The organism is Pseudalkalibacillus sp. R45 (genome assembly GCF_052246725.1).
Taxonomy (GTDB): domain Bacteria; phylum Bacillota; class Bacilli; order Bacillales; family Fictibacillaceae; genus Pseudalkalibacillus.
This window is the reverse complement of the sequence record NZ_JBQQCL010000024.1, coordinates 1-24474: the sequence shown is the minus strand read 5'-3', so window position 1 is coordinate 24474 and position 24474 is coordinate 1. Positions and strand designations below refer to the sequence as shown.

23 protein-coding genes and 2 other annotated features are annotated in these 24474 nt (G+C 41.7%); of the genes, 21 read left to right on the top strand and 2 right to left on the bottom strand.

Features of this window, described 5'->3' with window-relative positions:
- Positions 1-35: 35 nt before the first annotated feature.
- From ACTWQL_RS22640 to ACTWQL_RS22580, 13 genes are all read left to right on the top strand, one after another.
- The gene (locus tag ACTWQL_RS22640) at positions 36-1391 is read left to right on the top strand and encodes a replication initiation and membrane attachment family protein (protein ID WP_443144635.1); all 1356 of its coding nucleotides are present in this window, start codon (positions 36-38) and stop codon (positions 1389-1391) included.
- 12 nt (positions 1392-1403) lie between these two features.
- A complete protein-coding gene (dnaI, locus tag ACTWQL_RS22635) occupies positions 1404-2342 on the top strand; it encodes a primosomal protein DnaI (protein WP_443144634.1) in 939 nt (312 codons plus the stop codon).
- Between the two features lie 472 nt (positions 2343-2814).
- Positions 2815-3672 (top strand): sporulation protein YtxC, encoded by an 858-nt coding sequence (gene ytxC / locus ACTWQL_RS22630; protein WP_443144633.1) that lies wholly within the window; start codon positions 2815-2817, stop codon positions 3670-3672.
- Between the two features lie 78 nt (positions 3673-3750).
- Positions 3751-3970, top strand: a binding site (T-box leader).
- A gap of 113 nt (positions 3971-4083) precedes the next feature.
- Positions 4084-6018: a threonine--tRNA ligase gene (gene thrS / locus ACTWQL_RS22625; RefSeq protein WP_443144632.1), complete on the top strand. Its 1935-nt coding sequence runs from the start codon at positions 4084-4086 to the stop codon at positions 6016-6018.
- Positions 6019-6675: 657 nt separating this feature from the next.
- Entirely contained in the window at positions 6676-7179 is a 504-nt protein-coding gene (gene infC, locus ACTWQL_RS22620) for a translation initiation factor IF-3 (protein WP_443144631.1), read from the top strand.
- Between the two features lie 66 nt (positions 7180-7245).
- Positions 7246-7434 carry a 50S ribosomal protein L35 gene (rpmI, locus tag ACTWQL_RS22615; RefSeq protein WP_221566354.1) on the top strand — a complete coding sequence of 63 codons (189 nt, stop codon included), beginning with the start codon at positions 7246-7248 and terminating at the stop codon, positions 7432-7434.
- A 77-nt stretch (positions 7435-7511) separates the two neighbouring features.
- Positions 7512-7871: a 50S ribosomal protein L20 gene (gene rplT, locus ACTWQL_RS22610; RefSeq protein ID WP_221566353.1), complete on the top strand. Its 360-nt coding sequence runs from the start codon at positions 7512-7514 to the stop codon at positions 7869-7871.
- Positions 7872-8155: 284 nt separating this feature from the next.
- Entirely contained in the window at positions 8156-8461 is a 306-nt protein-coding gene (locus tag ACTWQL_RS22605) for an HNH endonuclease (RefSeq protein ID WP_443144630.1), read from the top strand.
- Positions 8458-8745, top strand: coding sequence for a DUF1294 domain-containing protein (locus tag ACTWQL_RS22600; RefSeq protein ID WP_443144629.1), 288 nt, complete (start codon positions 8458-8460; stop codon positions 8743-8745). Before ACTWQL_RS22605 ends, ACTWQL_RS22600 begins: the two co-directional genes overlap by 4 nt.
- Before the next feature lie 22 nt (positions 8746-8767).
- On the top strand, positions 8768-9340 hold the full coding sequence (locus tag ACTWQL_RS22595) for a TVP38/TMEM64 family protein (protein ID WP_443144628.1): 573 nt from the start codon (positions 8768-8770) through the stop codon (positions 9338-9340).
- A 125-nt stretch (positions 9341-9465) separates the two neighbouring features.
- Positions 9466-9966, top strand: a complete 501-nt coding sequence (locus ACTWQL_RS22590) for a dUTP diphosphatase (RefSeq protein WP_443144627.1) — start codon at positions 9466-9468, stop codon at positions 9964-9966.
- 32 nt (positions 9967-9998) lie between these two features.
- Entirely contained in the window at positions 9999-11084 is a 1086-nt protein-coding gene (locus ACTWQL_RS22585) for a M42 family metallopeptidase (protein WP_443144626.1), read from the top strand.
- 279 nt (positions 11085-11363) lie between these two features.
- Positions 11364-11510 carry a hypothetical protein gene (locus ACTWQL_RS22580; RefSeq protein ID WP_443144625.1) on the top strand — a complete coding sequence of 49 codons (147 nt, stop codon included), beginning with the start codon at positions 11364-11366 and terminating at the stop codon, positions 11508-11510.
- 97 nt (positions 11511-11607) lie between these two features.
- Here the strand turns inward: ACTWQL_RS22580 and sspI are convergent, their stop codons facing one another.
- Positions 11608-11814, bottom strand: coding sequence for a small acid-soluble spore protein SspI (gene sspI / locus ACTWQL_RS22575; RefSeq protein ID WP_443144624.1), 207 nt, complete (start codon positions 11812-11814; stop codon positions 11608-11610).
- Positions 11815-11951: 137 nt separating this feature from the next.
- On the opposite strand from sspI, the gene ACTWQL_RS22570 reads away from it, so the two are divergent.
- The 3 genes from ACTWQL_RS22570 (at position 11952) to pheT (ending at position 16765) form a co-directional block, all read left to right on the top strand.
- On the top strand, positions 11952-12713 hold the full coding sequence (locus tag ACTWQL_RS22570) for a TrmH family RNA methyltransferase (protein WP_443144623.1): 762 nt from the start codon (positions 11952-11954) through the stop codon (positions 12711-12713).
- A 66-nt stretch (positions 12714-12779) separates the two neighbouring features.
- Positions 12780-13014, top strand: a binding site (T-box leader).
- A 129-nt stretch (positions 13015-13143) separates the two neighbouring features.
- Positions 13144-14178 carry a phenylalanine--tRNA ligase subunit alpha gene (pheS, locus tag ACTWQL_RS22565; RefSeq protein ID WP_443144622.1) on the top strand — a complete coding sequence of 345 codons (1035 nt, stop codon included), beginning with the start codon at positions 13144-13146 and terminating at the stop codon, positions 14176-14178.
- Between the two features lie 154 nt (positions 14179-14332).
- Positions 14333-16765 (top strand): phenylalanine--tRNA ligase subunit beta, encoded by a 2433-nt coding sequence (pheT, locus tag ACTWQL_RS22560; protein ID WP_443144621.1) that lies wholly within the window; start codon positions 14333-14335, stop codon positions 16763-16765.
- Positions 16766-16883: 118 nt separating this feature from the next.
- Here the strand turns inward: pheT and rnhC are convergent, their stop codons facing one another.
- The gene (gene rnhC, locus ACTWQL_RS22555; protein WP_443144620.1) at positions 16884-17831 is read right to left on the bottom strand and encodes a ribonuclease HIII; all 948 of its coding nucleotides are present in this window, start codon (positions 17829-17831) and stop codon (positions 16884-16886) included.
- 1024 nt (positions 17832-18855) lie between these two features.
- Between rnhC and zapA the strand changes: the two genes are divergently transcribed.
- From zapA to ACTWQL_RS22530, 5 genes are all read left to right on the top strand, one after another.
- Positions 18856-19101 carry a cell division protein ZapA gene (zapA, locus tag ACTWQL_RS22550; RefSeq protein WP_221566345.1) on the top strand — a complete coding sequence of 82 codons (246 nt, stop codon included), beginning with the start codon at positions 18856-18858 and terminating at the stop codon, positions 19099-19101.
- A gap of 3 nt (positions 19102-19104) precedes the next feature.
- On the top strand, positions 19105-19653 hold the full coding sequence (locus ACTWQL_RS22545) for a CvpA family protein (protein WP_221566344.1): 549 nt from the start codon (positions 19105-19107) through the stop codon (positions 19651-19653).
- Positions 19654-19740: 87 nt separating this feature from the next.
- Positions 19741-21453 (top strand): DNA polymerase/3'-5' exonuclease PolX, encoded by a 1713-nt coding sequence (polX, locus tag ACTWQL_RS22540; protein WP_443144619.1) that lies wholly within the window; start codon positions 19741-19743, stop codon positions 21451-21453.
- Positions 21454-21479: 26 nt separating this feature from the next.
- Positions 21480-23837, top strand: coding sequence for an endonuclease MutS2 (locus ACTWQL_RS22535; protein ID WP_443144618.1), 2358 nt, complete (start codon positions 21480-21482; stop codon positions 23835-23837).
- Between the two features lie 15 nt (positions 23838-23852).
- Positions 23853-24260, top strand: coding sequence for a DUF350 domain-containing protein (locus ACTWQL_RS22530; protein WP_443144617.1), 408 nt, complete (start codon positions 23853-23855; stop codon positions 24258-24260).
- Positions 24261-24474 lie beyond the last annotated feature (214 nt).

Here is a 24474-nt window from a genome sequence, read left to right as displayed (position 1 = left end):
TCACTTACCAATTATGAATGATAAAGGTGAAGTAGATGGATAATCATTGGAAAGAATTACTTCCTGTCGATCGCTTTCAAGTGTATAGCAGTGGACGGATACAAGCTGAAGAATTGAAGATGGTAACACTGTTGTATCAACCATTGGTAGGTGCCAAAGCATACAGTCTATACATGACCCTTTTCAGCGAAAACCTAAATGGAGCAACTTCACACCATACGTTGATGAACCAGACACAAATGAATATGCAGCAGATTTTTGAAGAACGGAAAAAGCTAGAGGCGATCGGCTTATTGAAGACCTATCGGAAAAGGATTGAAGATGATCGTATTTTCATCTATGAACTGCAGCCGATTTTAAAACCAGAGCAGTTTTTCCAGGACGATGTTTTGAGTGTGTATTTATATGGGCGTTTAGGAAAGCAAAGGTATCTTGAAGTTAGGAACCGCTTTATTCTCACAAATGAAACTCAGGATGAATACGAGGATGTTACGGCCAGTTTCAACGATGTATTTTCCTCTTTACATGAATCCGAGATCAGAGCTGCGACAGACTCGGAGATCCACCAGTCCATTTCCCAAAATAACCATGCGGAGAATACGGAAGGGAATGCTCCAAACTTTTCGGAGGATGACTTCGATTTCAATGTGCTTGTGCGGGATCTGAGCAGCTTCATCATACCATCAGAGGTTTTAACGGAAAGCATTCGGGAATCCATTCATCGGCTTGCATTCATTTATCAAATTTCACCGTTGGAAATGAGCAGTATCGTACAACAAGCCTACTTCAGGGATGAACAGCTTACCCCGTACTCATTAAGGCAAGAGGTTCAGCGCTGGTATAAGATTGAAAAACCAGGCCAATTACCACGTCTTAGTGAACGTAGGCAAAAGGGAAATTCGGTCCGTAAAAATGAGGAAGAGTTATCACCCCAAGAAATGATGATAAAGACGTTTGAAACGATATCCCCTCGTGCATTGCTTGAAAAATACAGCGAGGGAGGTCGTGCCGCCAGTGCCGATCTTAAGCTGATCGACTCAATCATGTTCGACCAGAAGCTTTCAGCAGGTGTCATTAATGTCCTGATCGATTATGTGTTGAATACGAATGATATGAAATTGATCCACGCTCATGTCGAAAAAATTGCAAGCCAGTGGAAACGCAAGAAAATTTCATCTGTAAGAGAAGCGATGGAACTTGCCAAGGCAGAACATAAAAGTTATCAATCCTTTAAACAACAGAAATCAAAGGCAGGAAGACCAGTCCAACAAAAGAATGTCAGAAAAGACAAGCTTCCAAAGTGGATGGCCACGCCTAAAACAGATAAAGAAAGTCAACAGGTTTCAGAAACTGATGAAAAATGGCTTGAAGAATATTTGAAAGGACTATAGGGGGTGCACAATGTGAAATCAATATCAGAATCGATGAAAGGTTTTGCTGATCGTCCGAAAGTAGAAAAAGAATTGATCGAAGTGAAGAAAAAGGTATTGGCGCACCCCGATTGGAAAGCATTTCATCGGACTCATCCAGAAATTACGAATCAAATGATTGATAAGAGCCTACCAAGATTGCTGGAGTTTGTGGAAGGATCTAAAAATTGTGAGGGTTGTCTTGACTTGGAGCATTGTCAAAATATGCTTAAAGGGTATGAACCCCAGCTTTTCATCAACGGTCAAATCATCGATGTTACGTATAACCGATGCCATAATAAAATTGCTCACGATGAGCTTGAGAATCTCCAATCGTTGATCAAAAGCTATTTCATTCCGAAAGATATTCTGTCAGCAACATTTGAGCAATTCGATAAGAAAGACACAGAGAGATATCAAGCGACCCTGAAGGCTGCGGAGTTTGTAAAAGCTGTCACCAGTCCAGAAGGTTCATCTCAAGGTCTCTATGTCCATGGACAATTCGGAGTTGGAAAGACCTTCCTCATGGGAGCGATTGCCAACTCTCTCGCGAAGAGGAACATACAGACGATTCTTGTATATACGCCTGATTTTTTCAGAGAAATGAAAACGTCAATCGGAGACCAAACAGTCGATGAAAAGTTGGATGTGATCAAGAAAGCTCCTGTATTGGTCCTTGATGATATTGGTGCGGAAACCATGTCTAGTTGGATCCGGGATGAAGTATTGGGCTCAATTCTCCAATACCGTATGATGGAAAAGCTGCCGACTTGTTATACCTCTAATTACGATTACGAAGAGCTTGAGGAGCATCTTTCCTATTCTCAAAAAGGTGGGATAGAACAGTTGAAGGCCAAACGGATCATGGAACGGATCAAGCACTTTACAACTCCGATCTCACTCGGTGGTGAAAACAGACGAACACAAAAATAGTCTTCGAGGGGCTGTCTTAAAAGAAAAGCGTCAGACACGTTAACAACAGTTCGTATCAACACCACAAAATGTTGTTATGATCGGAGAAATGCTGACTCTTTTGGACAGCCTTCTTTTTTATGCGAATTTTAGCGGACACCAGAGCCGTTATTTGTGCTATTTTGGGTGTTTTAAAAAAGTTAACGGACACCAGAGCCGTTATTTGTGAACAAAGCAGCTGATTTTCCACGATAATTACGAAATAAGGTCTCTCATGTCCGTTAGTTTTGTAAAATCATAGTGTTTTGGCCAAATAAGGTCTCCTGTGTCCGTTACAATTAAGATTCAGTGAAACATGCGGTTAATCCGACGGAATCAGCATGAGTATTCAGTTGCTCAACGAACGTAGAACAAATTTATAAGCCTTTCCTTAGAATAATCTTCCTTGTCGTTCATATATTGTAACAATGATTGTGGACAAGGAGGATTAAGGTTGGTTACGATTCATTTCTTGGATGAAAAGGAAGGCCATTATTTGTTTAAACGAATCACTAAATTACTCAATAATCAAAACATACCCAACCGGTCGACTCCCATAAAGATTCACTATACTGATGAGAATGCGTTGGACATTTATTTAGATCCCAGGGATCCGGTTAGTGACATGTTGAAACCTACAATATTACTTTTTTTAGCGAAACATATTATTCGTACTAGAGAAGATGCTTGGATTTTAAGGATTTTGGAAACCGAATTTTATTTTACAGATGAAGATGAACAGCTTCAAATCTTATCCATCACACAGTCCCTGATTGAAGAAAACACTGAAAACATCCCATTAATTAGGGGTTTCCCACCGAGAGAAGATATGATCGTCAATGCATTAGAGGATTTTTTTGATTCCGAAATGATCTTTTCTTATGAATCATTTTTGCAATTCCGTCTTAAACCATACAGGGAACTCTTAACCAAATATATCGAATGTGCGATAGATGAATTTAAATTCGAACAGGAATATCAAGATTTCATTAATCAATTGAGGCAGTTCGTGAAGTCGAGGGTCTCCTTGTTTTCGACCGTGCATCTGAAGTTTGAGGGAGAACGTTTCAGAATTTATAATGAACATTATTATGAACTGACGGAAGCGGATATGGAACAGCTGGTGAGCGGGAAAGCTAAAGCATATCTAGATGCAATCGCTTCTGATTTACTGAAGGTGTTGATCGAGATTGCGCCAGAAAAAATTTATCTGTATACGGATTCGGATGATGATTCGATGAACCGCACCATTCAGAATGTATTTCAAGAGCGTGTCCGTATCCTTCCGAATCGTAAATTTGCGGTAAAGTGACAAAAATATAAATTTTGGTATTTTTAGGCTTGATTTTCTTTGGTAGACTGCATATAATACTACATAACAATTACCAATACCAAAGTAATGATGAGGATATGAGTCTTTTGATACTGGTTTCCAGAGAGAAGAGAATCTGCTGAAATCTCTTCACCAAGTAAAAAGTACTTACCACCTCTGAACTTCAACGGAGAACTTCTAGTAACCGTTGACGGTAAATGACCGTTAAATGATTCCAAGTGCCGGCATTAGACTGCCGGAACGAGGGTGGAACCGCGAGCAGACACTCGTCCCTTTCCAGGGATGGGTGTTTTTTTAATTCCATTATTAACGGTTACAAGGGTTGTTTCTAGTTTGCGCAAGGCTAGTTAACTTATATTTGTATTTATTAAAGTAGGAGTGTGAATGACCATGTCAAAGGTGAAAATTACTTTTCCAGATGGAGCAGTCAAGGAGTTCGATAGAGGCGTAACAACAGAAGAAATCGCTGCGTCGATCAGTCCTGGATTGAAAAAGAAAGCCATCGCTGGAAAACTCGATGATCAATTGCTTGATCTACGTCAACCGATCGAACAGGACGGAGCCATAACAATTGTCATGCCTGATTCTGAAGAAGGACTTGAAATCATTCGTCATAGTACAGCACATCTTATGGCACAGGCGATCAAACGGGTCTTTTCCGATCAAAAAATCAAGCTTGGTGTAGGTCCGACAATCGAAAATGGATTTTATTATGACATAGATATGGAGCATAGGCTGACTGAAGAAGACTTCCCGAAGATTGAAAAAGAAATGAAGAAAATCGTGGATGAAAACCTTGAAATCACTCGTGAGGAAGTGAGTCGTGAAGAGGCGATCCGTCGCTATGAGGACTTGGGAGATGAACTTAAAGTCGAATTAATCGAGGCAATTCCTGAAGGCGAAAAGATCACATTCTATCACCAAGGTGAATTTTCCGATCTATGCCGGGGTGTCCATGTGCCGCAAACAAGCAAATTAAAGGTATTCAAATTGATGAATATCTCAGGTGCATACTGGAGAGGTGACAGTGACAATCAAATGCTCCAACGAGTTTATGGCACTGCCTTCAATAAAAAATCCGAACTGGAAGAGCATCTGCATTTCCTCGAAGAAGCGAAGGAACGTGACCACCGTAAGCTTGGTAAAGAATTAGAGATTTTCGCGATTTCACAAAAAGTCGGCCAGGGGCTGCCGATCTGGCTTCCGAAAGGTGCGACAATCCGAAGAGTCATCGAACGCTATATCGTAGATACTGAAGTGAAGCTTGGTTACGACCATGTCTACACTCCTCACCTTGGTAGTGTTGAACTTTATAAGACTTCTGGTCACTGGGATCATTATCAGGAAGATATGTATCCACCGATCGAAATGGATAACGAACAGCTTGTACTTCGCCCGATGAACTGTCCGCATCATATGATGATTTATAAAAACGCAATGCATAGTTATCGTGATCTGCCTGTCCGTATTGCTGAGCTCGGCACAATGCACCGCCATGAAATGTCCGGGGCGCTGGCAGGGTTACAGCGTGTACGTTCAATGACATTGAATGACGCCCATATTTTTGTAAGACCAGATCAGTTGAAGGATGAGTTTATCCGGGTCGTTCAGCTTATTCAAAAAGTTTACAAAGACTTCGGGATTAATGACTACAAGTTCCGTCTGTCTTATCGTGATCCTGCTGATAAAGAAAAGTATGTCGATAATGATGAAATGTGGGAGAAAGCCCAAGCTCTCTTGAAAGAGACAATGGAAGATATGGACCTGAATTATGTGGAAGCGGAGGGAGAAGCAGCATTTTATGGACCAAAACTGGATGTCCAGGTAAAGACTGCACTCGGAAAAGAGGAAACACTCTCAACAGTACAGCTTGACTTCCACTTACCGGAGCGCTTTGATTTGACATACAAAGGCAGCGATGGGCAAGATCACCGTCCAGTGGTCATTCACCGAGGAGTCGTATCGACTATGGAACGCTTTGTCGCCTTCTTGATCGAAGAATATAAAGGTGCACTTCCGACTTGGTTGGCACCAGTACAGGCAAAAGTAATCCCCGTTTCTGCAGTCCATATGGATTATGCATATAAAGTACAGGAAGAACTGAAGTCGAATGGTATCCGTGTAGAAGTCGATTCCCGTGAAGAAAAAATCGGTTACAAGATCCGTGAAGCACAAATGCAAAAAGTTCCGTACATGCTCGTAGTCGGTGACCAGGAGATCGAAAAGAATGCTGTCAACGTACGGAAGTACGGTGAACAGGATTCCGAAACTGTATCACTAGAAAGCTTCAAAGATAATCTGAAAACTGAAGTTGAGCATAGCTAATAATAATGAAATGAGTGACCCGAAACATCGATGAAAATTGGTGTCAGGGTCGCTTTTTTTAATATCATATTGTCCAGATGGTGAACGATCGTAATTAGAGGACATCTGTTCCGTTATCTGTGACAAAAAGCGGTATTAAAAAAAAATAGAGGACAACTGTTTCGCTATTCGGGTGAAAAAGGACTTTGTATCAATGGTTTTAGGCGAATAAGGTCTCTGGTGTCCTCTAATAAAGGCATCTTTTAATTCAACCTCATTGTTTTTAATAAGAAGCTGTTGCGTTTTAAAATTAACTCTTGATTTTTCTAGAGAAATCAGGTACGCTATAAAGGTTGAAATGAAGCACTCGAGATGGCTTGACATCAGTGCGACATCGATGATATAATTCTAATGTGATATAATCCTATATTCTTGTAAAACAAGCAGAAGCACCCGCTTCTCACCTGATCGGCGTACAGATGTACAGTTGGCAGGTACAATGAACCAGCTTTCGATGATCAATTAGAGATCAATAGTCGAAAACTTTCTGTGTGGGTGTGGTATGCGCCGACGCTTTTTCTATTTGTTTTTTAATATATCAACAATAGATTTGCTTTACTTACAAGAAAAAGATTAGGTTGTAAAAATCGATGGAGGTGGCTCATTATTAGTAAGGACATGATGGTCAACGACGGCATTCGCGCTCGCGAAGTTCGCCTAATTGGCGCCAATGGAGATCAAATTGGCGTGAAATCTCGTCAAGAAGCACTTGAAATTGCAGCAAATGCAAATCTGGATCTGGTTCTTGTTGCCCCTAATGCGAAACCGCCAGTGTGCAGAATTATGGACTATGGCAAGTATCGCTATGAGCAACAGAAGAAAGACAAAGAAGCGCGTAAGAATCAAAAGACAATTACGACGAAGGAAGTTCGTCTTAGCCCGAATATTGAAGAGCACGATTTCAACACAAAGCTTCGTAACGCGAAAAAGTTCCTTGAGAAAGGGAACAAAGTCAAAGCGTCCATCCGTTTCCGAGGACGTGCGATCACTCACTCCGAATTAGGACGTGACGTGCTCATGCGTATGGCAAAGGAATGTGAGGATCTTGGAACGATCGAATCCAAGCCTAAAATGGAAGGCCGCAGTATGTTCTTGATTCTTGCTCCGATTGAAAGCAAATAACTTTCATATTGGCAACGAACATGAACGGAATTTCTTCGAACAAGTAACCAAAGGAGGAACTTTACTATGCCTAAAATGAAAACTCATAAAGGGACTGCTAAGCGATTCAAGAAAACTGGAACTGGCAAATTGAAGCGTTCACACGCATTCACTAGCCATATGTTCCGTAACAAGTCTCAAAAACAAAAGCGTAAGCTACGTAAATCTGCACTTGTGTCCAGTGGAGACTACAAGCGTATCAAAGACATGATCTAAATCGTCAGTTCAAAAAGCGACTGTTCGCCTGCTTTTTTGAACAATAATAATTTCTGAAAAAAACTGGAGGGATTACAATGCCAAGAGTAAAAGGTGGCTATGTAACACGTCGTCGTCGTAAACGCGTCTTAAAACTTGCTAAAGGTTATTTTGGTGCGAAACATAAATTATTTAAAGTTGCTCAACAACAAGTATTCAAATCACTACGCTATGCATACCGTGACCGTCGTCAAAAGAAACGTGATTTCCGTAAATTATGGATCACACGTATCAACGCTGCAGCTCGTATGAATGGAATTTCTTACAGCCGCATGATGCACGGATTGAAGCAAGCTGGAATCGATGTTAACCGTAAGATGCTAGCTGAACTTGCTGTAACTGATGAAAAAGCATTCGCAGAACTAGCGAACAAAGCTAAAGATAGCCTAAAAGGTTAAATAACAGGGTTGACTATTCGTAGTCAGCCCTTTTTATATATTGGGAATTATGACGTACTTAATAAAACCGTAAATTCTCTTTGACTTGACTCAAAGTAGAGTTTTTGAGTACATGAAAACGCGAAAAACCGAGTTTGATGTACTCATAGCCGGGATTTGAGTACATGAAAACGCAAAAAACCGATTTTGATGTACTCATAGGTAGGTTGTACCTTGATATCGTGAATATGCGGATCTAAAGTACGTTTTTAAGTAGTTACTTATAGAAAGAGTGGAGATTGCATATGGGGCCAACAACTACATGTTGTGAATTGTGCGGCAGACAAGGAGTCACTACGACAGAACATCATCTTGTGCCCCGGGAGTACGGCGGTACATTCGGTGAAACAGCTCATCTATGCATCCCATGCCATAAACAGGTGCACGCTCTTTTTACAAATGAAGAACTTGCTACTCTTTATCCAGATTTGAACTCTCTTCGCAACAATGAAAAGATACACAAATACGTAAAGTGGATCCGGAAGCAGCCTGCAAGTGTGATTCCACTAACGAAAAAATCCAATGAAAAGAAAAGGAAACGAAAACGATGATCATCTACTTAGTCCTATTAATCAATTTCTACGGTCTCATCATCATGTTTATTGATAAACAAAAAGCGAAAAGACAACAATGGAGAGTCTCAGAGGCCCATTTATGGATTGTATCTCTCATAGGTGGTGCTATGGGTATTTTTACAGGCATGCAGTTGTTCCGCCATAAGACGAAACACACGTCCTTTCGCATTGGAATCCCGGTTTTGATTGTTCTGCAGATCGCCCTTTACATCTACTTGTCCGCTAATGGCAAAGGTCTAATGACATTCACCTTCACATAAATTGAGTATGGGAGGGATGTAAATGGAACAGCATGCGATGGAACTCATCCATTGGCTCGGTAAAAGCGGTGCATTTGCCCCAGTCCTATTTATATTCCTGCATATTTTACGGCAATTCTTATTCATTCCAGTCGGATTCATATGTATTTTAGGCGGTGTCGTTTTTGGGGTAGTGTTCGGTACAATTTACTCCATAATCGGTGTAACGTTGGTGAGCGTATATTTTTATGCACTTGTAAAATCATTACCGAAATCATTCAGCAAAGTCATGAACATGAAAGAAAGATGGTTTGGTAAACGGTCTGAATTATCAATCGGACAAATCACCATCTTAAGATTGGTCCCATTTCTTCATTTTCATCTCATTTCATTATGTATCATTGAAATCGCAAGGAACTTTAAAGATTATACGAAGCTGTCATTATATACGAATGTCCCTTTAGCAATCGTCTATACCTCGTTTGGGAGCTGGTTGAACAAATTAACGCTTCATTGGATGATCAGCATCCTTTGTATTCTCGCTGTGTTGTTCTATGTTTTACGTCGGAAAGAATGGGTCTACAAATGGCAGGACTTTTTTGCGGACGCAAGATGAATTTTTCCAAAACGGGTGCCGGAATACTCTATATGAGGATCTCGGCACTTTTTGGTGAACAGAATCCTTAAGGTCCATGTAGATCCTTGGTATACTTGAGTAAGCACAAGGAGAGGGGATACATAATGGACCTGAATTTACAGCAAATGTATAAGATGCAAAATGAACTCGATCGCCGGATTGAATCAGAACGGGGATTGGAAAACGCGGATTTATTGGATAAAAAAATTCTCGCTTTACTCGTGGAAATTGGCGAGCTTGCGAATGAAACCCGATGCTTCAAATTCTGGAGTTCGAAACCACCTTCATCAAAAGATATCATTCTTGAAGAATACGTGGATGGCGTTCATTTCTTGCTATCGATCGGATTGATCCTTCCGTTTGAGGTGCCAGAACGTGTACATGTTCCAGATGACTTTGAGGGAGAAGCAGTTGGTGCCTTCTTGAAGGTATATGAGAGTGTTACAACCTTCAAAAACAATAGTGAAGACGTCAATAATTACAATCAATTAATGGAAGACTATCTGATGATCGGACGAATTTTAGGTTTTACCATTGAAGAGATACAAGACGCTTATTTATCAAAGAACAAGGTGAACCACACACGTCAAGATCAGGGGTATTGAAAACACCACGATTAGACATCAGGAGGTTCTTCATGAAGAATTTAGATGAGACACTCACTATGCTTAAAGAGTTGACGGATGCCAAAGGGATTCCTGGAGATGAATCAGAACCGAGAGAAGTCATGAAAAAATACATCGAACCATACGCGGATGAGGTTTACTGTGATAACCTCGGAAGTTTGGTCGCGAAAAAGAAAGGTTCTAAAAACGGTCCGAGCATCATGCTGGCAGGTCATCTGGATGAAGTTGGGTTCATGATCACACGCATCGATGATAAAGGCTTTTTGCGTTTTCAAACTGTTGGCGGCTGGTGGGGACAGGTGTTACTCGCACAGCGTGTAACGATAAAAACCAAGAATGGTGATGTGGTCGGTGTCGTCGGATCGAAACCGCCTCATATCCTCTCGCCTGAAGCCAGGAAAAAGCCGGTACCTATCAAAGATATGTACATTGATATTGGTGCTTCTGATAAAGAGAATGCCCTGGAAATTGGAGTCAGACCGGGAGATTCTGTTATCCCATATTTTGAATTTACGGTCATGAGCAATCCTAAAATGCTGCTTGCTAAAGCATTTGATAATCGGATTGGTTGTGCAATCGTAGCTGAAACGATGAAACAATTGAAAAAAATCAAGCACCCAAATACGGTTTATGGTGTAGGTACTGTCCAGGAGGAAGTCGGTTTACGTGGAGCGAAGACGACGGCCAATATGATCAAACCAGACATCGCTTTTGCAATCGATACAGGAATTCCAGGGGACACCCCAGGGGTTACCGATCGTGACGCCTTATCTAAGCTTGGTGAAGGCCCTCAGATCATTATTTATGATGCTAAGACCATTTCCCATAAAGGATTACGGGACTTCGTTCTCGAAACAGCTGAAAAAAATAACATACCTTATCAGATTGATACAACACCTGGCGGCGGAACAGATGCCGGGAATATCCATATCACTCATGACGGGGTTCCTGCCATTTCTATTACAATGGCCACTCGCTATTTGCATACGCATGCATCCATGATTCACAGGGATGATTATGACCATACGGTACGGCTGATAGTCGAACTCGTAAAAGGTCTTGATGAAAAAACAGTCCGGCAGATCAAACAATCTTAAAACAAGGCTGTTTTCGCAAACTTTGTTGCTCTTGCACTTAAAGAAAGTATAAACAATACTTTCTTCAGTATAAGGGCAACTAAGGCTCGACCTACAAAAGGCTTGGTCTCGCCAAGTTTTCTTTAAAAGTCGTTGAATTCCGCTCCAGGATGCTCGCTTTCCGCGGGGCGTGCGGTGAGCCCACTCGTCGCCTTGCGACCTCAGGAGTCTCCTTATCAAGGAAGCATTTGTGCTCCTGCGTCTACAAGAAAGTCCTGTCGAAGCGAGCTTCCTCGTCGCATGCCTTGCGAGGAGATTATTCAGGTAGTAGGCACGCTGATCCCGCAGGACAAGGAAAGCTTCGGCAGCGTTACATCGCACGAAGAAAACGATTTTCATTTTCGAGGAGTCTCGCACCTTGCTCTCCAATCAACTTGCACAAGGTGAGCTTTCAAAAATGACTCAAAAGCAACAATCTTTTAGAAAAGAGCCTAAAATAAAAATAGGACCCATGAGGAGTCCTATTTTTGTGGATGACTTCGTATCATTGAAGACCTTCTGCAAGAATTTCGAGGATTTCTTTTTTTTCTGATTCATCTGAGTTCTGCCAGATGACTTCGAAAAGAACACCGAGACCAGGTAACATCTTTTCCTCACCGCTGTTGATCGCTTCCACGATCGTACTTTCTAATTCTTCGTGGTTATTTCCAGAAACGTTTGCTAAAACTGCTTTTCTTAAGTTCAGATCCATTACTTTTCACCTCTGATTTTCATTTAGGAATGATGTACATAGCATTTGTATGTTGATAGTTTTTATCCACTCGAATTGGATTATGTATGAATATCACGTATAATAGCATTATTATTTTCGATTAAGGAATGAACAAGATGAACCGGATTACATCTCCTAAAAACGGACGAGTCAAGGAATGGAAAAAGTTAAAACGAAAAAAGGGAAGAGATAAAGCAGGGGCGTTCATCATTGAAGGCCCACACTTGGTTGAAGAAGCATTGTTACATAACGCTGAAGTTACAGATTTGATCATAGAGGAATCATTTCGAATCCCTTCTGGTTGGCATACAGGGAATGTGACAACGTGGATCGCTGCACCATCTGTCATTGAAGAACTGGCTGATACCGAGTCGCCGCAAGGCATAGTAGCCATTGTCCAAGCATCAACTGAGGATATGCCTATTACGTCTGATGGAACGTATATATTACTTGATGGCATCCAGGACCCTGGTAATTTAGGGACGATCATAAGGACTGCTGACAGTGCAGGCGCTAATGGTGTGATCCTCGGTAATGGAACGGTGGATCTTTATAATAGCAAGGTGCTTCGATCGACTCAGGGATCAGTATTCCACTTGCCAGTTGTAAAAGGAAATATAGCCGAATGGATTCCCCGGTTAAAAGAGAACGGAATCAAGGTATTCGGCACGTCACTCCAAGGTGGTGTACCGTATACTTCCATAAAAGATACGAATGGATATGCACTGCTCATAGGGAATGAGGCGAATGGGGTGCATGAAGACCTTTTAGCCAGTTCTCATCAAAACCTTTATGTGCCAATTTACGGGCAAGCGGAATCGCTAAATGTTGCAGTAGCTGCTGGTATATTGTTATATGGTCTAAAAGAACATAAATAAGGCGATAATAGTTGCAGGAACGTTTTTGATTCCTTATAATACAGTATAGTTAACTAAATATATTGATAAATAACGATGATGGAAAGTAGTACATCAAGGGTCGCCATTCAGGGAGAGGACGCCAGAGACTGGGAGCGTGCTTATGGTAGATATGATGGAATTCACTCCGGAGTTGCCTTTCGAACACTGATCGTTTTTCGATGAGCTAAGATTGTGCCGGGAAACCGTTACATAATGAAGTGAACAGCTATCTGCTTTTGGCTGTTAATTAGGGTGGTAACGCGATACCTTCGTCCCTTTCTGGGACGAAGGTTTTTTTGTTGCATTTAAAGAAAGTATAAAATGTTTTCTTTATTATCGTTGCTGCTGCTACATCGGGTAGATAATTTAACAATGGTATCAAGGTAAGAAGATAAAGGAGGAACCAGTTATGCAAGATCGTTTGATGACCCTGCAAGGGGAAGCTGTAGAAAAGATTGAACAGGCATCTTCTTTAAAAGAATTGCAGGATATTCGTGTTGATTATTTAGGAAAAAAAGGTCCGATTACTGAAGTCTTAAGAGGGATGGGGAAACTCCCGGCAGAAGAACGACCTAAAATGGGGCAGCTTGCTAATGAAGTAAGAGAGGCCATCACGAATAAAGTAGAAGCGAAACAAGAGAAGTTGGAAAGAGAAGAATTGGATCGACAGTTAAGTAACGAGACAATCGATGTAACGTTGCCTGGCCGTCCGGTTCGACAGGGGAATGCACATCCACTTACTGCTGTAATTGAAGAGATTGAAGACCTTTTCATAGGAATGGGTTTCTCTGTTGCTGAGGGACCTGAGGTTGAAACCGATTATTATAACTTCGAAGCGTTAAATCTTCCGAAAAACCACCCTGCAAGAGATATGCAGGACTCATTCTTCATCACGGAAGACTTGTTACTACGAACACAGACGTCTCCGGTTCAAGCACGGACTATGGAAAAACATAAAGGGAAAGGGCCTGTCAAAATCATTAGTCCTGGTAAGGTATACCGCCGTGATACGGATGATGCGACACACTCCCACCAATTCATGCAGATCGAAGGACTTTTAGTTGATAAAAACATCCGGATGAGTGATTTGAAGGGGACATTAACGTTGTTTGCGCAGAAATTGTTTGGAGAAGAACGTGAAATTCGCCTGCGCCCAAGCTTTTTCCCATTCACTGAACCATCAGTCGAAGTCGATGTCTCTTGTTTTAAATGTCACGGCTCAGGCTGTTCAATTTGTAAAAAAACAGGCTGGATCGAAATTTTAGGCTCTGGTATGGTCCACCCGAATGTGCTTGAAATGGCTGGATTCGATCCAAAAGAGTATACAGGTTTCGCATTCGGTATGGGACCAGAACGGATAGCGATGCTGAAATACGGAATTGAAGATATTCGTCATTTTTACTCGAATGATCTTAGGTTCCTGGAACAATTCAAACGAGCATAACAAATAGACACTATTACGAAACAATGATGTTTTCAGAGGGAAATTCGCGACACTCCTGCGGATCGCCCGCGGAAAGGGAGTGGCTTTCCCAGAAATCAATAATGAAGAACAACAGATCCAAAAAATAAGATGTTGATCACGGGGAGTGTAATTCATGTTAGTATCCTATAATTGGTTAAAAGAATATGTGGATCTCGACGGTATTGAACCTGATGAGCTTGCTGATCGTATAACAAAAAGCGGTATCGAAGTGGAAGGTGTCGAGTCTTTAAATCAAGGCATTTCGGGTGTGGTTGTCGGCCATGTTGAAAAGTGTGAACAACATCCTAATGCTGATAAATTGAATGTGTGTCAAGTGAACATTGGAGAAGGGGAACCAGTGCAAATCATTTGCGGTGCTCCGAATGTAGATGCTGGACAAAATGTTCCGGTTGCAACAGTCGGTGCTGTCCTTCCAGGTAATTTCAAAATCAAAAAGGCGAAACTTCGCGGTGAAGTTTCCAACGGTATGATCTGTTCCCTAGAAGAACTAGGTGTCGATGTGAAAATGGTACCTAAAGAATTTGCGGACGGTATTTATGTGATGCAGGAAGAAGCAGAAATCGGGAAGAACGCGCTCTCCTACCTGAATTTAGATGACCATATTTTAGAACTAGGTCTTACACCGAACCGTGCTGATTGTTTGAATATGATCGGTGTTGCATATGAAACTGCCGCTGTCTTTGAAAGAAAACTGACATTGCCAAAGCCGACATTGAATGAAAATAGTGAATCGGCATCTGATTATGTATCAGTCCAGGTTGAAAATTACGAGGACAATCCATATTATGGGGCAAAAATAATCCGCAATATTAAAGTCGGACCATCACCTGAATGGATGCAAAACCGGTTGATTTCAGCTGGAATCCGTCCAATAAATAATGTCGTTGATATTACAAACTATGTCCTGATTGAATACGGCCAACCGCTACATGCATTTGATTATGACCGTTTTGGATCAAAGGAAGTGCTTGTCAGGCGAGCAGCACCTGGGGAAGAAATCAAGACATTAGATGATGAAAATCGGAAGCTTGAGGGACACCATTTAGTTATTACGAACGGTAAACAGCCAGTCGCTGTTGCTGGTGTGATGGGTGGAGCAGATTCAGAGGTTTCAGATGAAACGACGACGATTTTACTGGAAGCTGCTTACTTCAATCCTTCTCTTGTCCGCCAAGCTTCAAAAGACCTTGGACTGCGCAGTGAATCATCTACGCGATTTGAAAAAGGAATTGACCGCAACCGTGTCTATGAAGCAGCCAATCGTGCTGCAGAATTGATGGTCGAATTAGCAGGCGGGGAAGTTCTTCAAGGAATTGTAGAAGCAGGACCGAGATTCTTGGATCCAGAAACAGTGATTGTTCGTGGTGAACGGGCAAATAAAGTATTAGGTACATCAATAGAAACAAATGAAATTCATGAGATCTTTGATCGACTCGGGTTTTCATACGAACACGAAGGGGATGAGTTCAAGGTCGAAGTACCAGCCAGACGTCCAGATATTACGTTGGAAGAAGATCTGATTGAGGAGATCGGACGAATTTATGGCTATGATAAAATCCCTGCAACATTACCTGAAGGTGCGACAACAACTGGAGGTCTGACTCCGGTTCAAACGAAAAGACGTAAAGTACGTGGTTACCTGGAAAGCGTTGGACTTTATCAAGCACTTACGTATTCACTTACTACCAAGGAAAAGGCAAATGCTTATCACGGGTTGGCTACAGATGAGGAACCGGCTTACATTTCAGTATCCATGCCGATGAGTGAAGAGCGTGCAGTTTTGCGTCGTACCATGCTTCCGCAGCTATTGGAAGTAGTGCAATATAACCAGAACCGTCAGTTGAACGATGTTGCCATTTTTGAAGTCGGTTCAACCTATTTATCAAATGAGAAGAACTTGACAAAGCTTCCGAATGAGCATCAGAAGCTTGCTGGCGCATTCTCCGGGTTATGGCATTCGCATCCTTGGCAGCAAGAAAAGAAACCTGTCGATTTTTATGTCGTCAAAGGTGTGCTGGACGGTTTGTTCAAAAAGCTTGGTGTAAGTGAACGAATTGAATATCAACAGGCTAAACGTGATGGGTTCCATCCTGGTCGTACTGCGATCGTCCTGCTTGATGGAAAACAGATCGGGGTTGTCGGACAGTTGCATCCTGCAGACCAAAAAGAGTGGGATATCAAGGAGACATATCTATTCGAGCTTGATTTGGATGTAGTGTTTGATACGGATGTAGAGCCGGTAGTATATTCAGCTTTACCACGCTATCCGTCGATTTCACGAGATATCGCTTTGATCCTTGATCAGGATGTCCGTGCTGGAGATGTCCAATCTGGAATCAAAGCTGCAGGAGGGGAATTATTAAAAGAAGTATCCATCTTCGATCTCTATGAAGGGGAGCACATGGATGAAGGGAAGAAATCAGTCGCATATTCTCTTACCTATTACAATCCTGAAAAAACTCTGACAGATGAAGATGTTGAAAAAGTACACAGTAAAGTCCTCAGTTACGTGAAAGATAAATTCAACGCAACAATGAGAGGCTGATATGAGAAAAGGGTAGACACCTGAATGGCGTCTACCCTTCTTTTCATTTTGGAGATTCATTTTTCATAGGTTGTTATTGAAGAAATAGAATCTGATTAATCTCGGTGCCTCTCTTATGTTATCCGTTGCGCTTTTGATGAGCGAGCTTTATTGCTTTCTGTGTATTGGCGAAATGTGCTTTACTTACCTTTTTCAAACCATCTACGCCATGCTTGAAGATGACCTTTGCCGCTGCTTCATCGACATGTGGACCAGCTCCTTTAGGAAGCGGAAGACCAACTGAATCGGATAAATCATCCATCTTTTTGAGAAAAGCATAGCGGGCGATTATTGAGGCTGCAGCTACAGAGAGGTGGAGCGCTTCTGCTTTCGTTTCAAAATAGATGGGAGGTTTTTTGCTAGGCTGCGAATTCGTGTGTCTGAAATAAATTTCTGGTTCGCAAAATTGATCGATCAAGATCCCTTCTACTGTATCTAGAGGGGATACTTTTTCGAGTACGTTGTTGATCGCCTTCTGATGGAGCTTCGCTTTCATTTTACCTTGTGACATCCCTTTGCTTTGCAGTTCATTGTACTTCGGATTGTCCAGCACCAATAGGCTGTAAGGGATACTTTGAATAAGGTCCTTTGCGATCTCGATGATTTTCGGATCCTTCAAAAGCTTTGAATCCTTCACGCCAAGCTCTTTGACCAGCGGAAGTTGTTCTTTTGAAACGAATACGGCTACGACCGTGATTGGTCCGAAGAAATCCCCTGTCCCGACTTCATCCGAACCGATCAGGGACATTGATCCGACTTGTTCCGGTGGCAGATAGGCATGCTTTTTCCGACCTTTTACCTCATTTGTTTTTATAACAGTTTCACCTTCACTCCACCTGGAGGATTCTTGATCAGCAGCAGGACCCTGAAATAGGATTTTTCCTGATTTGTACGCGGTGATCGTACAGCCTTCCACTTTTGCGACAAATAAACCTCCCTGAGGAACATTCGATTGTATGTATGGGTGATATTCTTTTTTTATTTTTTTGAGTTGTGCTTGATCCAATTTCAATACGGCGTGAGACATTCCATGAGTCACCTTCGTTCCTTTAGAATAGGCTTTGTTATACACTACTGTTGATTTCTTACTATGTTTGATTGAGGTGAAATTTGCTACACTCCTACGGGAAAAGCGAGCCAGGAGAGAGCAAGAATCCATGATTTCAATTAACGGACATCAGAGCCGTTATTTGTGACAAAACCGCTGTTTCTGAAACTTTAACGGACACCACAGCCGTTATGTGTGAACAAAGCTGCTGATTTCCTATGATATTTGCGAAATAAGGTCCCTGATGTCCGTTAAGTTTGTAAAATTCAATAATTATGACCAAATAAGGTCTCCTGTGTCCGTTAACAGATTCGTGCAACCTGGTTTCAGCGAGGATAAAGTGCGAAAGTAAGTTATCGCAGGAAGTGATATTTAGCCAGCGACCTTCGTGACTAAACGAGTCACTTCCGCTTTTTGATTGCCCGCGGAAAGGAGTGAATTTCGCAAAAATCAATAAAGAAAACTTGGGCTTTGACAAGCCTTAACGCTGGCTGAGCCTTAGTTGCTCTTATATTGAAGAAAGTATTTATACTCTCTTTAAATGCAATAGAGTATAACAAAGCCTTGAAATAAATTTACATTGTAGATTTTCGTGCACGTCACTTGATTTCCTCTTAACGATAGGCTCTTTTCTAAATGATTGTTGGTTTTTGAGTCATTTTTAAAAAACCACCTTGTGCAAGTTGATTGGAGAGCAAGGTGCGGGACTCCAGCTCACCGCACGCCCCGCGAAAGCGAGCATCCTGGAGCGGAGATCAACGACTTTCAAAAGCAACAAAGTTTGCGAAAACAGCCTAACAATAAGACCTAACCCAATTATAACGGAGGTGGCAGAGGCTTGCGAATAGAAATAGGTTGAAATCGCATTAACATATTCAGTAAAATGAAATGGAAGGATTATCGTTTTGTAATAATATGTCAAACCGTGGAGTCTCATTATTCCCATTCTCAGTTGTTCGTGTTAAGATAATGATTAGTTATTTTCGAGTTAGGAGGCTTTTGGGTGTCTAACGGTAATCGAACGATTGTACATATTTATGGTCAGCAATACACCATTGTTGGTGAAGAAGATGCAGGACATGTCAACAGAGTAGCATCGATTGTCGATAAGAAAATGAGAGAAATTCGACATCAAAGCAATAATCTTGATGCAAAGCAACTAGCAGTCCTGACAGCCGTTAATATTACGAGTGATTATTTGAAATTACAAGAACGTGTCAGGCAATTAGAGAAACAGAAAGAGGAATAACAAATGATTGATTTGATTTTAATAGGGGTATTGGTGGTAGGTTTTTTCATCGGTCTTAGAAGGGGATTGATCCTGCAGCTTGTCCATTTGACTGGGTTCATTGCTGCATTTATCATTGCTTATCTTTATTTCGATGAATTAGCTCCAAAACTGAGACTGTGGATTCCATATCCAACCGTGTCAGAGGAAAGCAGTCTCGCAATTTTCATGAATGCTGGGTTTTTAGAGGATGCGTATTATCGTGCTATTGCCTTCGCGATGTTGTTCTTTGCTACAAAGATCCTTTTGCAAATTTTAGGTTCGATGTTGGACTTCCTGGCGGATCTTCCTATATTGAGGACGATTAATGGCTGGTTGGGAGGCGTGTTAGGTTTTGTAGAGGTGTATTTGGTCATCTTCCTTTTCCTATACATTGCTGCCCTCGTTCCGCTTACCTCGGTCCAGTCAGCTATGGGGGATTCTGTTATTGCAAAAGCGATGGTAGAGCATACACCGGTATTTTCTGAAAAAATAAAGAGCATGTGGATTGCTGAAATCAATACGAAGATCTAACAGATAAAGGGGCTGACACTTATAAGTCATGCCCTTTTTCTACATGCACAACCTTTTGAACAATTTCTGAGAGGGAGGGGTCATCTGATGAACAAAAAGCAAATTATAAGGATTTTGGAGCAGATTGCTCTATACCTGGAGATAAAAGGTGAAAACAGCTTTAAGGTTTCAGCTTATCGAAGAGCCGCACAGGCATTGGAAAGTGATTCGAGGACCATTTCTGAAATGGACGACCTTTCAAAAATAAAAGGCATCGGTAAAGGGACATTATCCGTCATCGAAGAAATTTTAGAAACCGGGGAGTCCTCTATGCTGGAAGAGTTGAAAGAAGATTTGCCAGCAGGGTTGCTCAGTTTGATCCATCTGCCTGGGCTCGGTGGTAAAAAAATCGCGAAGCTTTATAATGAGCTTGGCGTAACAGACATCCAATCATTGAAAGAAGTTTGTGAACAAAATAAAGTACAATCAATGCAAGGATTTGGTAAGAAAACAGAAGAGAAGATCCTTGCTGCTATCGAAGATTTCGGGAAGCGGCCTGAACGTCTTCCAATCGCGATGATGTTACCGATTACGGACCGAATTGAAGAACAACTTGAATCGCTTGAAGGTGTGGAGCGTTATTCCAGGGCAGGAAGTGTACGCCGTTATAGTGAAACGATCAAGGATATCGATTTTATCATCGGTACCAATGCTGCAGAGGAAGTCGCTCCGCAGCTTGAAAAGCTTGAGAACGTAACGGAGGCCATCGCTTCAGGGACGACAAAGGTATCTGTAGTAGTCACCTATGATTATGATATTTCGGTCGATTTCCGTCTTGTTAAACCTGAAGAATTTGCGTCTACACTGCATCATTTTACAGGCTCGAAAGAACACAATGTGAAGATGAGACAGCTTGCGAAAGAGCGCTCTGAAAAAATAAGTGAATATGGTGTTGAAGATACAGAAACAGGAAAGATCAAGACTTTCGAAAGTGAAGAAGCATTTTTCAACCACTTTGGATTGGAATTCATACCTCCTCAAGTCCGACAGGGAAAAGACGAACTTGAACTTTTTAAAAACAAAGTCGATTATATGAAACTAGAAGATATTAAGAGTGATCTCCACATGCATACGACGTGGAGTGATGGGGCAAATTCCATCGAAGAGATGGCTGAAGCTGCTCGGAATAGAGGGTACAGCCATATCGTCATCACAGACCACTCTCAATTTTTGCGTGTCGCTAATGGTCTGACACCGGAACGGATCAAAGAACAGCAACAAGAAATCCGAAGAGTAAATGAGAAATGGGATGATTTCACGATATTTTCCGGAATTGAGATGGATATATTACCTGATGGATCATTGGATTATGACGATTCACTATTAGCAGAGTTGGATTTTGTCATTGCCTCGATCCATTCATCCTTCTCACAAAGTGAAGAAAAAATTATGAAACGTTTGGAAACGGCATTCAATAATCCTCATGTGGACCTTATTGCACATCCAACTGGAAGGATCATTGGACGTCGGGATGGGTATCCTGTGGATTTCGACCGTTTGATCCATATGGCTGCTGAAACAAATACCGCGCTGGAATTGAATGCGAATCCGAACCGGTTGGATCTGGCCCCGAAATGGCTTGAAAAAGCTCAGGATCATGGGGTTAAGCTGTCAATCAATACCGATGCGCACGTCAGGGATACCTTGGATCATATGGAGATCGGTGTATGTGTCGGTCAACAGGCGCTGCTGAAAAAAGAAAATGTCCTGAACGCTTATCGTTTAGAAGAATTCAAGACTTTCTTAAACAGGCATAAGTAAGTGAATTGTTAACAGGGGGCTTCTAAGTGAACGAACGAATTTTAAGAGTTTTAGAATATAACAAAATCAAAGAACAGTTACTCGAGCACGTCTCATCCTCATTAGGAAAAGAAAAGATCAATGATTTGGTCCCTTGGACGGATTTCGAAAATGTTTCCCATCAACAGAGCAGCACAGATGAAGGCGTACAAGTCCATCGCTTGAAAGGGCATGTTCCATTAGGTGGGATTCGTGACATACGAGCCTCTCTCAAAAGAAGTGAAATCGGAGGAATCCTCAATCCTGAGGAATTGGTCGATATTTCAACAACAATTTTTGGAGGGAGAAGGTTCAAAAGGTTTATAGAAGGTATGCTAGAAGATGAAATTGACCTCCCGATCCTCCAAGGTCTTGTGGAGCAGATCGATCCATTGTTGGAGGTCGAAACTAAAATCAAAGACTGCATCGACGATCAAGGTCATGTGATGGATTCTGCAAGCTCAGCATTGAGAACGATCCGTCAGCAGTTGAGAAGCTATGAGTCTCGTATACGTGAAAAGCTCGAATCGATCATACGCTCCTCAAAATCTCAAAAGATGCTGTCCGATGCTCTTGTTACGATCCGTAACGATCGCTATGTCATTCCGGTCAAACAGGAGTATCGTTCTGCTTTCGGCGGAATGGTCCACGATCAATCAGCCTCGGGTGCTACATTGTTCATCGAACCGCAGGCTGTCGTAACGATCAATAACCAGTTGAAAGAGGCTAAAAGTAAAGAAAATCAAGAGATCCAACGGATATTGAAAGCTTTGACAGAGCTTGTTGCTGAAGTTTCAAGCTTTCTAAGCCATAACGTCAAAGTCCTCGCGGAAATTGATTTCATTTTTGCGAAAGCCCGTTATGCCCATTCAATCAAGGCTACAAAACCGATTTTGAATGACAAAGAATCTATCCATTTGAAGCGTGCTCGACACCCATTGATTCCAGCTGAGGAAGTCGTACCGATTAATGTCGAGTTAGGAGGAGAATATAATTCCCTCGTCATTACTGGACCGAATACAGGAGGGAAGACGGTCACTCTGAAGACGATTGGTCTGTTGTCTTTGATGGCTCAGTCGGGATTACAGATCCCTACCGAAGAGGAGTCCGAGGTAACAGTGTTCGAGGCGATCTATGCAGATATCGGGGACGAACAATCCATTGAACAGAATTTAAGTACGTTTTCTTCCCATATGACCAACATTGTGAACATTTTGGATAAAGTCAACTTCAAGTCGTTGGTGCTTTTTGATGAATTAGGTGCAGGAACGGATCCAACCGAGGGTGCTGCACTTGCGATTTCAATTCTCGATTACGTAAATGAACGTGGGGCAAAGGTCGTAGCGACGACCCACTATAGTGAATTGAAGGCTTATGCCTACAATCGGACAGGTGTCAAGAATGCGAGTGTGGAATTTGATGTAGAAACATTACGTCCTACGTATCGTTTATTGATCGGGGTGCCAGGACGAAGTAATGCCTTTGAAATTTCAAAGCGCATCGGATTGAATGAGAAGATCATCGAAAATGCACGAGCTCATATCAGTGCAGATAACAACAAAATCGATGTTATGATCGCATCGTTAGAAGATGCTCAGAAAAAAGCGGAACGTGAACGATCGGAAGCGACAGACCTTCATGAAGAAGCAGAAGCATTGAAACAAGATTTAGAGAAAAAATTGCTTGAATTCGAGCAGTTCAAAGAAAAGCTTTATGAAAAGGCCGAAAAAGAGGCGCAGCAATCAGTTGAAAAGGCACGAAAAGAAGCCGATGTTATATTAAAGGAGCTTCGTACGTATCAAAAAGAAGATGGGAATGTAAAAGAGCACAAGCTGATTGAAGCGCAAAAACGTTTAGACGAGGCCACTCCGGATTTTGATTCGAAATTGAAAAAGAAAGTGAAACAAACGAACAAAACACCAGAAAATCTGAAACCAGGGCAAGAAGTGAAAGTATTGACTGTAAACCAAAAGGGTCATATCGTAGAAAAAGTCGGCACTAATGAATATCAAGTTCAAATCGGAATCATGAAGATGACGGTTAAAGCGAATGAGCTTGAACCGATCAAGGCCGAAAAGAAACGTGAACCGAAACCATTCGTTAAAGTTGAAGGGACATCTGTTACAAAGCCAGAACTTGACTTGAGAGGCGAACGTTATGAAAATGCGTTACGCGCTGTTGATAAATTTTTGGATGAATCCTTACTGGCTGGATATCCACAAGTATCCATCATCCACGGAAAAGGGACAGGCGCTCTTCGGAAGGGTGTCCAATCTTTATTGAAAGACCATCCAAATGTAAAATCAACTCGACTTGGTTCAGCAGGTGAAGGCGGAAGCGGCGTGACGATCGTTGGTTTGAAATAGAAAGCGGGGGCGGAAATGAGCAGTTGGTTGACGAATCCTTACATTGAAACCGTAGCAAATTATAGTGTAGTAGTTTTAAGTCTAGTTGTTTTCTTGGCTGTCTTTGAAATTGTCACAAAGTATAAGAATTGGGAAGAAATCAGTAAAGGGAATCTTTCGGTCGCAATGGCGACTGGAGGAAAAATATTCGGAATAGCCAACATTTTCCGTTACTCGATTGAGCATAACGATACGATCCTCGATATGATGGTCTGGGGTGTGTATGGATTCCTATTGATGTTGATCGGTTATTTCATGTTCGAATTCCTGACACCCCGTTTCCGTATTGATGAAGAAATTCAAAAGGATAATAGAGCTGTCGGTCTGATCTCGATGATTATCTCGATCGGGTTATCATTTGTGATCGGCAGTGGAATTGGATAGGTGAAAAAATATGGAAACATTGTGGAAGGTCCTGCTGGTTTGTTGTGGGTTGTTTATTCTGGCAGGAGTCATTTACCTCTTTTTTTAAGGCTGTTTTCGCAAACTTTGTTGCTCTTGCACTTAAAGAAAGTATAAAATACTTTCTTCAGTATAAGGGCAACTAAGGCTCGACCTACAAAAGGCATGGTCTCGCCAAGTTTTCTTTAAAAGTCGT